Raw genomic sequence first — 13,535 nt, 5'->3', positions numbered from 1 at the left:
GTGTTTAAGCCCTGCATCCTCATCCCCGTCTATAACCACGAACATGCGATAGCTGCCGTAGTGCAGGCAGTGCTGACGCATGAGGTGGATTGCGTGCTGGTGGATGATGGCAGCTCGGCTGAATGCGCGCAGGTGCTACAGGGTTTGCAAGCCGCCACACCAGATCGCGTGACTTTATTGCGTCACGATATCAATCAGGGCAAGGGCGCTGCCGTGCTGACCGGTTTTCGCTATGCAGCGCAAACGTCTTACACCCATCTCTTGCAGATTGATGCAGATGGCCAGCATTGTGTAGCTGATGTGCCGCAATTTTTAGCACAGGCAAAAACACATCCGCAAGCAGTGATTGCCGGTTACCCGGTCTATGATGAATCCGTCCCCGCCTTACGTTTGTATGCGCGTTACCTGACCCATGTCTGGGTATGGATCAATACCTTGTCGCTGGCCATACGCGACTCCATGTGTGGTTTCCGTGTCTATCCTGTGGATGCTGTGATCGCACTGATGTCCAGGCAGAACATAGGCAGGCGCATGAATTTTGATACCGATATCCTGGTCAGGTTGTACTGGGATGGCGCGGCTGTCATCAACTTGCCAACTCGTGTCGCTTATCCCACCGATGGTGTTTCTCATTTTCGCGTCTGGCGTGACAATGTATTGATTACCATCATGCATACCAAGTTATTCTTTGGCATGTTGCTACGCATTCCATCCCTGCTGGCACGCCACTGGCGTAGCCAGCCTGAGGTGGGCAAATGAAACAGAACACACAGCACTCAGGTTCATCCTGGCATTGGGCCAGCATCAATGAAGTCAGTTTTGTGGCTGGCATGCGTTTTTTGTTCTGGGTATTCAAGGTTTGTGGACGCTGGCCGTTCCGCATATTTTTGTATCCGGTGCTGGCCTGGTATGTGCTCACCAAACCTGCGCAACGTCGCGCATCTATGGCTTACCTGCAGCGTATGAACGGGTATACCAAAGTCGCTCAGGGTTGGGCTGGTGTATTACAGCATTTTGCCGCCTTTGCAGAAAACATCCTCGACAAGATGTTGTTATGGGGTGGCTTGTTTGATGAGAGCAAAGTCAAGTATATAGGGCGAGAAGAAATGCATGTCCAGGTCACCCAGAAACGTGGTGGCCTGATCGTATGTTCACATTTGGGTAATCTGGAAATGTGTCGCGTGTTGTCGCGCCGTTTTCCAGAAGTGAAATTGACGGTGCTGGTGCATACCAAACATGCCCGGGCGTTCAACCGCATGCTGGCCAGACTAGATCCTGAGAGTCAGATGAATTTATTGCAGGTGACAGAAATGACACCTGCCACCGCCATGTTATTAGCGGACAAAATTGCTGAAGGTGGTTTTGTTGTGATTGCTGGTGACCGTATCCCGGTAGCGCCACAGCCCAGAGTGGCGGTGGCCCCTTTTCTTGGTCAGGATGCAGCTTTCCCGGTCGGCCCTTATGTGCTGGCCAGCGTCTTGCAATGCCCGGTCTATCTGCTGTTTTCCCTGCAAATGGATGGCGTGCCGCAAGTCTGCTTTGAACTCTTGCGTGATGCTATCAGGCTGCCACGCAAGGGACGGGATGAGGCCTTGCGCAGCGTAGTCGCTGAGTATGCCGCCCGCCTCGAATATTATGCAGTGCGGGCACCGCTGCAATGGTTTAATTTTTATGATTTTTGGCATTTACCCGAATTGGAAAAACAAGATGCAATCCGCTGATCAGAGCACCAAGCTGCGCACCGTACAATTCGACCGTAACAGATTGAGCATAGAAGATATCGTCGATATCGCCCATGGGCGCGCCAATGCGGCGCTATCTGCTGACCCTGAGTTTCGCGCAGCAATCGCGCGCGGCGCAGATTTCTTGGACCGTCTGTTGCGAGAAGATGGCACGATTTATGGCGTCACGACTGGTTATGGTGATTCCTGTACCGTTACCGTGCCAGCAGATTTGGTGGCAGAGTTGCCGCACCATTTGTATACCTATCATGGCTGCGGCCTGGGTGAATACCTGTCACCTGCACAAACCCGCGCCGTCATGGCAGCACGTCTGGCATCTTTGTCCAAGGGCTTTTCTGGTGTCAGCGTAGAGTTGCTGGAGCAGATTAGCCGTTTGCTTGAGGCGGGTCTTTTGCCGCTGATACCCAGTGAAGGCTCTGTCGGTGCCAGTGGTGACCTGACGCCCTTATCTTATCTTGCTGCAGTCCTGTGCGGCGAGCGCGAAGTCTGGCGCGATGGCGTGCAAGTACCTGCGGCCCAGGCTTTGCGTGAAGCCGGGATCACACCATTGCGCTTGCGCCCTAAAGAAGGTTTGGCCATCATGAATGGCACAGCCGTCATGACAGCATTGGCCTGCATGGCCTATGACCGTGCTGATTATCTGGTGAAGCTGACTACGCGCATCACGGCGATGGCATCAGTGACCCTGGATGGCAATGCCCACCATTTTGATGAAGTATTGTTTTCAGTGAAGCCACATCCCGGAATGCAGGGTGTGGCTGCATGGTTGCGTCATGATTTACCCGCCGGGCAAGCTGAACGCAATGGCAAACGCCTGCAAGACCGTTATTCCATACGCTGTGCACCGCACGTCATTGGTGTGCTGGCTGATGCCATGCCTTTCTTCCGTCAGTCCATAGAAAATGAATTGAACAGCGCCAACGATAATCCGATTATCGACGGCGACAATGAACGTGTACTTCATGGCGGCCATTTCTATGGTGGCCATATCGCCTTCGCCATGGATGGCATGAAGAACGCCGTCGCCAATCTGGCAGATTTGCTGGACAGGCAAATGGCCTTGATGGTGGATAGTCGCTATAACCACGGTTTGCCCGCCAATTTGTCTGGCATGGAAGGCCCGCGTGCGGCAATCAACCACGGCTTGAAAGCCTTGCAAATCAGTGCTTCAGCCTGGACGGCAGAGGCATTGAAGCTGACCATGCCTGCCTCTGTCTTTTCACGTTCCACCGAATGCCATAACCAGGACAAGGTCAGCATGGGCACTATCGCTGCTCGTGATTGCCTGCGCGTGCTGGAATTGACAGAACAGGTAGTGGCTGCCTTGCTCATTACAGTAAGGCAGGGTGTCTGGTTGCGTACCCGCGTGAATCAGGATTTGCAATTGTCGCCAGCGTTGACACAAATGATGGAGGCACTGGCTGGTGATGTAGCGCCTGTGCAGGAAGACCGTCGCCTGGAGCCTGACCTGCGTCTGATGTTGGAACGTATCCGCCAGCAAGAATGGAAGCTCTATGCGTAAAAAGAATGCCACCAGCCCATGGGCTGCCGAAGTCGAGATGCAGGTCCAGTTCTTTGACCTGGACCCCATGGAAATCGTCTGGCATGGTAACTATGTCAAATATCTGGAAGTGGCGCGCTGTGCCTTGCTTGATCATATCAACTACAACTATGTGCAGATGAAAGAGTCTGGCTATGCCTGGCCCGTCATCGACATGCAGTTGCGCTATATCGCTCCCGCCAGTTTTGGCCAGAAGCTGACCCTGCGTGCCGAGATCGTCGAATGGGAAAATCGTTTGAAGATAGATTACATGATCACCGATACAGCCACGGGAAAACGCCTGAACCGTGCCAGCACGACCCAGGTCGCCGTCGAAATCGCCAATGGAGAAATGTGCTTTGTTTCTCCTGCCATCTTGTTTGAAAAATTGGGAGTACCTGTTCCATGATGTCCATGATGCGTTTGTTATCTATTATCTGCATTTTATTGCTGAGCTTGTTTTGGACAGACAGCAGTAATGCCGCCGCACCTATCAGCAAAATCCAGAATATGCTGGCCAAGCCGCCAGTGCTGTGTGGCAGGTTTGATCAGACCAAGCAATTGCAGGGCATGAAAAAACCACTGGCATCCAATGGCCGTTTTTGCGTCGTCAATGGCAAGGGCATCTTGTGGCGCACGTTGCAACCATTTCCCAACACCTTGCGTCTGACGCGTGACGAGATCGTACATCTGCAGGGCGAACGGGTAGCCATGCGTCTGGACGCGCAAAAAGAACCTACGGTACGCATGATCAACAGCGTGCTGTTTTCTCTGCTGTCTGGTGATCTGGGCAAGCTGGAAACCCTGTTTGAAGTTGATGGCAGTGCAGATGCCAATAGCTGGAAGGTGGCACTCAAAGCCCGTGAAGCAGCTCTGGCCAAAGCGATAGGTGCGATCTCACTGGATGGTGGTGCCTACGTAAAAAATATCCATATCGATGAAGCCAGTGGTGACCGTACCACCATCATTTTTTCAGATATCAAAACTGGTGAAACAGCCATGACGGCTGAAGAACTGGCCTTGTTTGCTCAATAAAGGAAAAGCAACTTCATGGGCGACGGTATAAAAAAACAGCATGGATGGACTAAAGGGCTGGCAATCACATGGGCAATCGTGGTTTGCCTGTTGCTGTCTCATAATGCCTATTTATGGCTGGGCAAGCGTATTGCGCCTGATACCGACATCCTGGCCTTGCTGCCTGTGCAAGAACGCGATCCGGTCTTGCAGCAATCCTTCGCCCACATGGTGGACACTGCCCAGCAAAGGGTGGTGGTACTGATAGGTGCGAACGACTGGGAGCAGGCCAAGCATGCCGCCGCTGCTTATCAAAAAGTGCTGGCAAGTCGTACCGATTTACTGACTGCGACCAATATCAGCGATCAGGCCCAGAATGACTGGCTGGCTGTATTCCAAAAACAAAGCCTGGGTTTGCTGACAGCGCAACAAGAGCAGCAATTGCGTACAGAACCAGTGCAATACTGGACTGACCTGGCGCTGGCAAAGATGTATAGCGCCTTCTCAGGCCCCAAGCTGGGAAGTTTTCAGGATGATCCTTTTAATCTTTTTTCTGGCTGGGTACAGGAAAGGGCGCAAGAAACACCGGTACGCCCGCGTGATGGTTATCTGTTCGTGGCAGACAAGGAAAAACAATATGTACTATTGCCGCTGACCCTGAAACCATCGGCATTTTCCCTGACAGCGCAAGAGGCAGTTGTACCTTTGCTGGGCAAGGCTGCAGAAGCCGCTTTGCTGGCGACACCTTCGGTAGAAATCATCAGCGCAGGTGTTGTCCTGCATGCCGCCGCCGCCGGGCAACAGGCTGGTGGTGAAGTATCGACGATAGGCCTGGGCTCACTGACAGGCATCATCTTGTTGATGTGGCTGAGCTTCCGTTCCCTGAAACCCATCACCCTGATTTTGCTTTCCATAGGCGTAGGTTTTCTCGGTGCCTTGTCGGTCTGCTGGATGCTGTTTGGCGGCATACATTTGCTGACCCTGGTATTTGGTGCCAGCCTGATCGGTGTGGCGCAGGATTATGGCATTTACTTTTTGTGCAATCGCCTTAGTGCGGATGCCAGTGTTGATTCGCCTGCTTTATTGAAACGTTTGCTGCCAGGTCTGAGCCTGACTTTGCTGGCGGCCGTCATTGGTTATCTGGGCCTGGGGCTGACGCCTTTCCCCGGCTTGCGCCATATGGCGGTATTTTCTGCACTGGGGCTGGTATTTGCATGGCTGACGGTGATTTGCTGGTTCCCACAGTTGATCAGCGCTGGTAGCCTGAAAAGTGGCAGGCTGGTGGCGCGTTATTCAGCAGCACTTATGCACTGGCCGCGCCTGGGCTTGAATCTGCGCAGCCTTGTAGTCCTTACTATTTGTGCGATAGCTACGGTGATAGGCTGTTCTCGCCTGGGTGCCAACGATGATATTCGTCTTTTGCAAAACTCTCCCAAGCATCTGGTAGCGGATCAGATCAAGCTGGGCAAATTGCTGGATGCGCCAACGCCAGTCCAGTATTTCCTGGTGCGCGGTGGCAGTGCTGAAATTGTTTTGCAGCGTGAAGAAGCACTGAAGCGCAAACTTGATCCTCTGATCGAGCGTCATACCATTTCTGGTTATCAGGCTTTGTCGAACTGGATACCTTCTGCGCAATTACAAAGGCAGCGCCATCAACTGATAGATGAAAAGCTGCTGGCAGAAGGTGGGGCTTTGAGTTTGTTGGCCAGCAAGGTGGAAGAAGATACTGCCTGGGCTGCAGCCATACGCAAGCATTTGCTGACACTGACAGTCAGCACTTCTATTGATGAGTTTCTCAAGACTTCTGCCGGCGAACCATGGCGGCATTTATGGCTGGGTAAAATCGGCAATGAATACGCCAGCATCGTCGCCTTGCGCGGTCTCAGTTATGCCAATAATGGCCTGGCGACTTTGCAGCAGGCAGGGCAGGGGCTGGAAGGTGTGCAATGGGTGGATAAAGTCAATGAGATATCCTCGGTGCTGGGGCGCTATCGTGCCTATATGGGCTGGGTAGTGTCAGCCGCTTATCTGGTGGTATTTGCCTTGTTGTTCCCGCGTTATCGCCGCAATGCCTGGCGCGTGCTCGCACCCACCATGTGTGCCAGTCTGGTGACGCTGGGTTTGCTGGGGCTGGCAGGGCAAAGCCTGCAGTTATTCCATGTACTGGCGCTGATGCTATTACTGGGAGTTGGCGTCGATTACGGTATCTTCATGCAGGAACATCCTGACAGGCGTAATGCCACTCCCTGGCTGGCGGTGGGTTTGTCGGCTGCCAATACCTTGCTGTCTTTCGGCTTATTGGGATTGAGCCGCACACCGGCATTACAAGCCTTTGGTTTGACGATGCTGATAGGAACGGCGCTGGTGTGGCTGATTGTTCCCTGTTTTACTTCTACTACAGAAAGTGCGCATGTCGCTCAAACTTAAATCATGGGTCATATTGATCACTACAGTTGCTCTGCTGAGTGCTTGCGCCAGTAAGCCGGTGCAACCAGAAGCCCGCCTGGGTCTGATGCTTGCTCCTGCTGTACTGGGTGCTTCTTTCAGCGTGCAGCAACATTTGATCGTAGAAAGAAATGGCCGCATAGACGAACTGGATGCAGCGCTGGAGGTTGAACCTGGCCATCTGGAGCTCGTCGGCCTGGCATTTGGGCAGCGCGTCCTGAGTCTCAGTTATGACGGCAAGCAGTTGAAATCCTGGCGGCATGTCATGCTGCCCGCGCAGGTCAGGGCTGAAGATGTGCTGGAAGACATGCAACTCAGCCTGTGGCCAGTGAGTGCGATTGCCCAGGCTTTGCCTGCTGGCTGGCGCATAGAAGAGCAGGGTTTGCACCGTTTGCTGTATCTTGATGACAAGCTGGTCGTCACCGTCGACTACAGCGGCATGCCGCGCTGGAGCGGCACGGTCGTCCTGAATAATTTGCGTTACCACTATCGCCTGACCATACAGTCAGCACCTTGAGTACCTGAATATCATTATGAAGCTGTATTTACATCACTGCGGCATCGTCTGCGCACTGGGCGACAATCATCAGGATATCCTGCATCGTTTGTTGGATAAGGCTGAGACTGGCGTCTTGCCTACCGATGCATGGTCAAACGGTAGGACATTGCCGCTAGGACAGGTGACAAGCGCATTGCCGGATATCAGCGACATGCCGCTGAGCATGCGTAGCCGTAATAACCAGCTGGCACTGGCCGCACTGACACAGATACGGCCAGCACTGGATGCTGCTATAGCACGCTTTGGTGCTGATCGCGTCGCTGTGGTGATAGGCACCAGTACTTCTGGCGTCGCCAGTACTGAAACCGCCTTGCGCCAGTTCAACACGGATGCTTCACTACCTGCAGAGTTTCATTATGGGCAGCAAGAGATGGCTTCGCCTGCTGACTTCCTGGCCCGTGTTGCGGGTATCACTGGACCGGCTTACGTACATTCCAGTGCCTGTTCTTCCAGCGCCAAGGCCATGGCCAGCGCAGCACGACTGATCAAGATGGGGCTTTGCGATGCTGTCCTGACAGGCGGTGTGGATACGCTATGTGCTTTTACCGTGGCTGGATTTTCAGCACTGGAATCGGTCAGTGGCAGCTTGTGCAATCCCCTGAGTGCCAATCGTCACGGTATCAATATAGGCGAGGGGGCAGCCCTGTTCCTGATGAGTGCTGAAGCTGATGGCACAGGTTCTGGCGTCACTTTGTGTGGCTGGGGAGAGTCATCTGATGGACATCACATGTCTGCCCCTGATCCCGCCGGTGGTGGTGCCCGCCTTGCCATCAATCAGGCTCTGCAGCGTGCTGGCATTTCAGCAGAAGATATCGATTACATCAACCTGCATGGCACGGCCACCCCGCAAAATGATGCAATGGAATCACGCGTGATTCATGATCTGTTTGGCGATGCTGTGCCAGTCAGTTCCACCAAGCCTTTTACCGGCCATACACTGGGTGCCGCCGCCGCCGTAGAGGCAGCATTGTGCTGGCTGGCTATGCAGGATAAAGATAATGCGCAAGGCAGATTGCCCCCCCATCTGTGGGATGCTGTCGCCGACCCACAATTGCCCGTGCTGAATGTGGTTTCGCGTGGTCAACAACTTGGACGGCCAGTGCGTTATGTACTGAGCAATTCCTTTGCCTTTGGCGGCTCCAACGCAGCCTTGATACTAGGGAGAGCATGAGCATGCTGAATGAAAAGGAATTACCTCCAGTTCGCGAGCTGGTGCCGCATGATGGCGAGATGGTCTTGCTGGACAGGGTGCTGAGTGCAGACGACGAGAATTTGTGTGCCGAAGTCAGCATCAGGCCAGAAACCCTGTTCTGTGAAGCATCAGGCGTAGGTGCCTGGGTTGGTATCGAATATATGGCACAAGCCATTGCTGCCCATGCCGGTTACCTGGCGCAATTGCGCGGTGAGCCTGTTAAAGTGGGCTTCTTACTGGGCTCACGGCGCTATGAATGCAGCCAGCCAGTATTTGCGTCTGGCAGTGTATTGCATATCCATGTACACAAGGCATTGCAGGGAGATAACGGCCTGGGGGCTTTTGAATGTCAGATTAGTGATAGCGCGAGTGGTGTGTCGCTGGCAAATGCGACTATTACCGTGTTTCAGCCAAATAACGTCAAAGATTTTCTGCAACGGAGTTAGTAATGAGTATGAGTGTGTTGGTGACTGGATCTTCGCGTGGCATAGGCAAGGCCATTGCCTTGCGCCTGGCCAGTGATGGCTACGATATTGTCTTGCATTGCCGCAGCCAGCGTGAAGAAGCAGAATCTGTTGCAACAGAAATTGCTGCCATGGGCCGCCAGGCGCGTGTTTTGCAATTTGATATTAGCGAACGCGAGCAGGCAGCAGCCATACTGACTGCCGATATTGAGCAGCATGGCTGTTATTACGGCGTAGTCTGTAATGCTGGTGTGGCACGTGACAATGCTTTTCCTGCAATGTCAGGCGAGGACTGGGATATCGTGCTGAGCACCAATCTCGATGGTTTTTATAATGTGCTCAATCCCCTGGTGATGCCACTGGTACAACGCCGCAAGCCTGGCCGTATCGTTACCATGGCATCTGTATCCGGCCTGATTGGTAACCGTGGTCAGGTCAATTACAGTGCTGCCAAGGCAGGCATCGTTGGTGCCACCAAGGCATTGGCAATTGAATTGGCAAAACGGGCAATCACTGTTAATTGCGTGGCCCCAGGTTTAATAGAAACAGACATGATAGAAGATGTGCCTATGGAAGAAGCCTTGAAAATGATACCTGCCAAGCGCGTTGGTAAGCCAGAAGAAGTGGCTGCCGTCGTCAGCTTTCTCATGCAGCCCGATGCGGCTTATGTCACGCGTCAGGTCATTTCAGTGAATGGGGGGATGGTATGAGTATGAACAATATAAAACCTCGTGTCGTCGTCACTGGCATGGCTGGCATCAGCCCTTTGGGCAATGACTGGGCCAGCATACGCAAGCAATTGGGCGAATACAGAAATGCCATCAAACGCATGGATGAATGGAGCGATTACGAAGGCCTGAACACGCAACTGGGCGCTCCTGCTGCCGCTTTTGAATTGAATGAGCGTTATCACCGCAAGGCTACCCGCAGCATGGGCAGGGTGGCATTAATGGCGACACGGGCCAGTGAAATGGCGCTGGAGCACGCAGGTTTGCTCAATGATCCTGTTGTCACCAGTGGCAAAATGGGTATCTCCTTTGGCTCTTCTGCAGGTACACCGAGTGCGATTGGTGACTTTGGCCGCATGATGGAAGAGCGCACCACCAAGGGCATTAACGCCACTACCTATATCAAGATGATGGCGCATACAGCGCCTGTCAATATAGGCGTGTTCTTTGGCCTGACCGGGCGCGTCATCACGACATCGTCAGCGTGTACATCCGGTAGTCAGGGCATAGGTTATGCCTATGAAGCCATACGTGGTGGCAAGCAAGTGGCCATGATTGCCGGTGGCGCTGAAGAATTATGTGCGACAGAAGCGGCAGTCTTCGACACCCTGTTCGCCACCAGCGTACGCAACGATACGCCAGATATTACGCCACGTCCTTTTGATGCAGGACGTGATGGCCTGGTCATAGGCGAAGGTGCGGGTTGCCTGATACTTGAAGACCTTGAACATGCACTGGCACGCGGTGCCACCATACATGCCGAGTTGGTCGGCTTTGGCACTAATAGCGATGGTTGCCACGTCACGCAACCAAATGCCGAGACCATGAAGATCGCCATGCAACTGGCGCTGGAAGATGCAGAGCTGCAGGCATCTGATATTGGCTACGTAAACGCCCACGGCACCGGTACGCAGCAAGGCGATATCGCCGAAAGCCAGGCAACAGCGCAAGTGTTTGGCAATACCATGCCCATCAGCTCACTGAAAAGTTATATGGGACATACCCTGGGTGCCTGCGGTGCGCTGGAAGCCTGGATCAGCATAGAAATGATGAACGAGGGATGGTTTGCTCCCACGATCAATTTGCAAGAGCTGGACCCGCAATGCGCAGACCTGGATTACATCAGGGATGAGGGCAGGGCGATAGATTGTGAATATGTGATGTCGAATAATTTCGCATTTGGTGGAATAAACACTTCGCTGATTTTTAAAAAATACCGCTCATCATAAATGCGGCCTGTAATTAGATAAGGAAAACCAACATGAAAAAAGTAATTTCAGCAGCCATTGTCCTGGCTACGATGATGGCAAGTGTGAGCAGCGCTCAGGCAGCAGACAGAAAAGTTTTGTTGCCTATCTCTGGTGGCATGAATGCCAATGATGCACAAAGTCGCCTGGGTGATTCAGTCAAATTTTATTTTGGCAAACAGCCAGGACCAGCAATTCTGGAGACGCTTGCTAGTGATAAAACCAGCCTGAAAACCAATGCTTTTGGTAAGTCTGATGCAAAGGCCTGCAATTGGGTATTCTTGTCTGCCATGCTGCAATTGCAAAAGCGCGCAAAAGAATTGGGCGCAAATGCAGTCGTTAATATCGTCAGCAATTATGATAACGTTGAATATGCAAGTGAAGCCGAGTTTGAATGTCACGTAGGTGCCATCATGGCTGGAGTCGCACTCAAAGGTGATTTTGTCAGGATAGGTAGCAAGTAAAAAAACAATGTTTTAAATTGCCTGTTTGTCTGGCCAATTTGGAGCATGAATGAAGAGAGGGATATGCCTGTCATATCCCTTTATTTTATATCTCAAGGATGCATTATGAATGTCGTATTAAAACGTGGCTTGCTGTTATCTGCAATATTTGCCCTGGCTTTATTGCAAGGGTGTGCTACTTCCGTTAAAGCAAATGCCACTCAGAACCCCGCGCCTAAAGAGGCATTTGCTTCCTTTGGCCGTATCATAGTGAAACCAGCGATATTCAGAGATGGTTATAGCGGTGATATTTCCGGGCTGCTTAAAATCAATGACAATATTCAGAAAGATCTGGCAGGCCCTCTGGAGAATTGGAATAAGCGTCCAGCCAATGGTCGCACTTTGGTCATCCAGCCAGTAGTAGAGGAAATACAGTTTCAGCATGGCGCCAAGCGTGTTTTGCTGGGACCATTGGCAGGCAGCTCAGGCGTGTTGCTGCGTTTGAATGTGACTGATGCTGAAGGCAATTCAGTGGCAAGGCCAGAATTTTTCCAGCGTGCAGGTGCCATGGCAGCGGGTTTTGTTTTTGGCGTGCATGATAATCTGATGTTGACGCGAGTCGCCAATCTCGCCAGTGGGTATGTGATCAGCAATTACAGCGCAGCTGTTGGCGGTCCGACCGGCGCTGATGACAAGGCTTTGCGTTAAACCATTCTTCAAATAACCAGGTCGCTGCAAGGTATGAAAACTCAGACTGATGAAGCAAGTATCTACCTGCTCAGTCTGCATACCTTGACAGATTCCGTCCTGGTGAATTTTTTACCCTGGCTTTCAGAGAGTGAAGTGCAGCGTTATCAGCGCTTTATTCGACCTGAGCGCCAGCGGCAATTTCTGGCTGGTCGTATTCTTTTAAGGCAGGCACTGGCCCGGTTACTGGACATGTCAGCCACAGAACTGGAATTGATTGAGCAAGCCGGTAATGCACCCCGACTCGTTCGGCCAGAATTAAGTGATGCCGGATTCAGTCTCTCGCATAGCGGTCCCTGGGTTGCCTGTGCTGTCAGCGCCAGTACCAAACTGGGTCTGGACATTGAAATGCTGAACCCTGAACGTGATTTTTCTGCCCTGGCCTTGCAGGCATTTAATGCAGATGAAAATGCCTGGTTAGCGCAACAGGATGCCGGTAATCGCCTGCATGATTTTTATCAGTTGTGGACGACCAAAGAAGCGCAGATCAAACTCAATCAGAAAAGTATGCAATGCGTGCACTTGCCACACCCAGAACTGTCCATCACTTTGTGTAGTTCCAGACGGCTTACTTCCGCACCGCAACTGTTGCAGATCAGTCTGTCAGCGAAATAAACCCCAGAACCAGTTCCAGATACCTGGCAACTCCGGTGCGTTGCTGGCATCTTTCACGACCCTTGCCAGGGCTGCACGCTCGAGTACATCGCGATCGTCATAGAAGGGTTTTTCACTGACGGGTATTTCCAGTTCTTTGGCGACATCCAGCAGTATTTCCAGATACTCTTCCATATGATTGGCGGTATAGGGATTGATGTCGTGAAAAGTGACGACGATGGGAGTTACACCATCTACTGCAGGCATTTCGTTCTGGCACCATTTGGGACGGGTAGCCAATAACAGCTTGCGCATATTGCGGCGCTTGGTCAGGCTGAAGTTGATGCCATAGATGATACCGTCATTTGCACTCAGATCCGTCAGCAGCATTTGCAAACCATGCCTGTGGTAGGTATCAAGGGTGCGTGCATCATAATTCCAGAATGGAGGGCGCACCAGCTTTGGCGCTGCACCCATAATGGCACTCAGGTCGGCAATGCCTAACTCAAGTGAGTTTTTCAGCTCATCTTCGCTCAAATAGCGATGGTTGGAATGTCGCGGTGTCCCGGTATGAAAAGCCAGTAAATGGCCAGCTTCCACTTCCCGCTTCAGTAAAGCCCTGCCAAATTCTGTGCCGCCACCATTGACTGCTCTGGGTTGCGCAAAAAATACCGCCTTGATGCCGTTCTGGTAAGGATTGCTTTGTAAAGTACGCAGTACTTTCTCGGTAGGATTATCTGGCTGTACCGCACTGGGGCCATCATCAAAGCTCAATAAAAACCGTATTGGTGCAGGGTTGCTTGTGCAGTGGTCTGCCATT

Annotated in this window: 15 protein-coding genes; 14 read left to right on the top strand and 1 reads right to left on the bottom strand. The window is 52.3% G+C overall.

The features are described from left to right. From DFR42_RS05700 to DFR42_RS05635, 14 genes are all read left to right on the top strand, one after another. Positions 1-759, top strand: coding sequence for a glycosyltransferase family 2 protein (locus tag DFR42_RS05700; RefSeq protein ID WP_245936835.1), 759 nt, complete (start codon positions 1-3; stop codon positions 757-759). Further along, positions 756-1,721: a lysophospholipid acyltransferase family protein gene (locus DFR42_RS05695; protein ID WP_110253925.1), complete on the top strand. Its 966-nt coding sequence runs from the start codon at positions 756-758 to the stop codon at positions 1,719-1,721. The genes DFR42_RS05700 and DFR42_RS05695 overlap by 4 nt, the downstream gene beginning before the upstream one ends. Continuing rightward, positions 1,708-3,264 (top strand): HAL/PAL/TAL family ammonia-lyase, encoded by a 1,557-nt coding sequence (locus DFR42_RS05690; RefSeq protein ID WP_110253924.1) that lies wholly within the window; start codon positions 1,708-1,710, stop codon positions 3,262-3,264. Before DFR42_RS05695 ends, DFR42_RS05690 begins: the two co-directional genes overlap by 14 nt. After that, entirely contained in the window at positions 3,257-3,691 is a 435-nt protein-coding gene (locus DFR42_RS05685) for an acyl-CoA thioesterase (RefSeq protein WP_110253923.1), read from the top strand. Before DFR42_RS05690 ends, DFR42_RS05685 begins: the two co-directional genes overlap by 8 nt. An 8-nt stretch (positions 3,692-3,699) precedes the next feature. Continuing rightward, complete coding sequence (locus DFR42_RS05680) at positions 3,700-4,317, top strand: outer membrane lipoprotein carrier protein LolA (protein ID WP_245936834.1); 618 nt, start codon at positions 3,700-3,702, stop codon at positions 4,315-4,317. Positions 4,318-4,332: 15 nt separating this feature from the next. Next, complete coding sequence (locus DFR42_RS05675) at positions 4,333-6,723, top strand: MMPL family transporter (protein ID WP_110253922.1); 2,391 nt, start codon at positions 4,333-4,335, stop codon at positions 6,721-6,723. Further along, the gene (locus DFR42_RS05670) at positions 6,707-7,258 is read left to right on the top strand and encodes a DUF3261 domain-containing protein (RefSeq protein ID WP_110253921.1); all 552 of its coding nucleotides are present in this window, start codon (positions 6,707-6,709) and stop codon (positions 7,256-7,258) included. Before DFR42_RS05675 ends, DFR42_RS05670 begins: the two co-directional genes overlap by 17 nt. A 16-nt stretch (positions 7,259-7,274) precedes the next feature. Next, positions 7,275-8,471 carry a beta-ketoacyl-ACP synthase gene (locus DFR42_RS05665; protein ID WP_110253920.1) on the top strand — a complete coding sequence of 399 codons (1,197 nt, stop codon included), beginning with the start codon at positions 7,275-7,277 and terminating at the stop codon, positions 8,469-8,471. 2 nt (positions 8,472-8,473) lie between these two features. Next, the gene (locus tag DFR42_RS05660; protein WP_211324156.1) at positions 8,474-8,938 is read left to right on the top strand and encodes a hotdog family protein; all 465 of its coding nucleotides are present in this window, start codon (positions 8,474-8,476) and stop codon (positions 8,936-8,938) included. A gap of 2 nt (positions 8,939-8,940) precedes the next feature. After that, complete coding sequence (locus DFR42_RS05655; protein WP_110253918.1) at positions 8,941-9,666, top strand: 3-ketoacyl-ACP reductase FabG2; 726 nt, start codon at positions 8,941-8,943, stop codon at positions 9,664-9,666. Between the two features lie 2 nt (positions 9,667-9,668). Next, complete coding sequence (locus tag DFR42_RS05650; protein ID WP_425450865.1) at positions 9,669-10,913, top strand: beta-ketoacyl-ACP synthase; 1,245 nt, start codon at positions 9,669-9,671, stop codon at positions 10,911-10,913. 32 nt (positions 10,914-10,945) lie between these two features. Continuing rightward, positions 10,946-11,395: an excinuclease ATPase subunit gene (locus DFR42_RS05645; protein WP_110253916.1), complete on the top strand. Its 450-nt coding sequence runs from the start codon at positions 10,946-10,948 to the stop codon at positions 11,393-11,395. A gap of 105 nt (positions 11,396-11,500) precedes the next feature. Continuing rightward, complete coding sequence (locus DFR42_RS05640) at positions 11,501-12,082, top strand: hypothetical protein (RefSeq protein ID WP_110253915.1); 582 nt, start codon at positions 11,501-11,503, stop codon at positions 12,080-12,082. Positions 12,083-12,115: 33 nt separating this feature from the next. Beyond that, on the top strand, positions 12,116-12,736 hold the full coding sequence (locus DFR42_RS05635; RefSeq protein WP_110253914.1) for a 4'-phosphopantetheinyl transferase family protein: 621 nt from the start codon (positions 12,116-12,118) through the stop codon (positions 12,734-12,736). Here DFR42_RS05635 and DFR42_RS05630 read toward each other — a convergent pair. Then, positions 12,725-13,534 (bottom strand): polysaccharide deacetylase family protein, encoded by an 810-nt coding sequence (locus DFR42_RS05630; RefSeq protein WP_110253913.1) that lies wholly within the window; start codon positions 13,532-13,534, stop codon positions 12,725-12,727. The genes DFR42_RS05635 and DFR42_RS05630 overlap by 12 nt on opposite strands. Position 13,535: the final 1 nt, after the last annotated feature.

This window comes from Undibacterium pigrum (genome assembly GCF_003201815.1).
Lineage (GTDB): Bacteria > Pseudomonadota > Gammaproteobacteria > Burkholderiales > Burkholderiaceae_D > Undibacterium > Undibacterium pigrum.
Note: the sequence above shows the minus strand (reverse complement) of the source record. Positions and strands in the feature narration are given on the sequence as shown.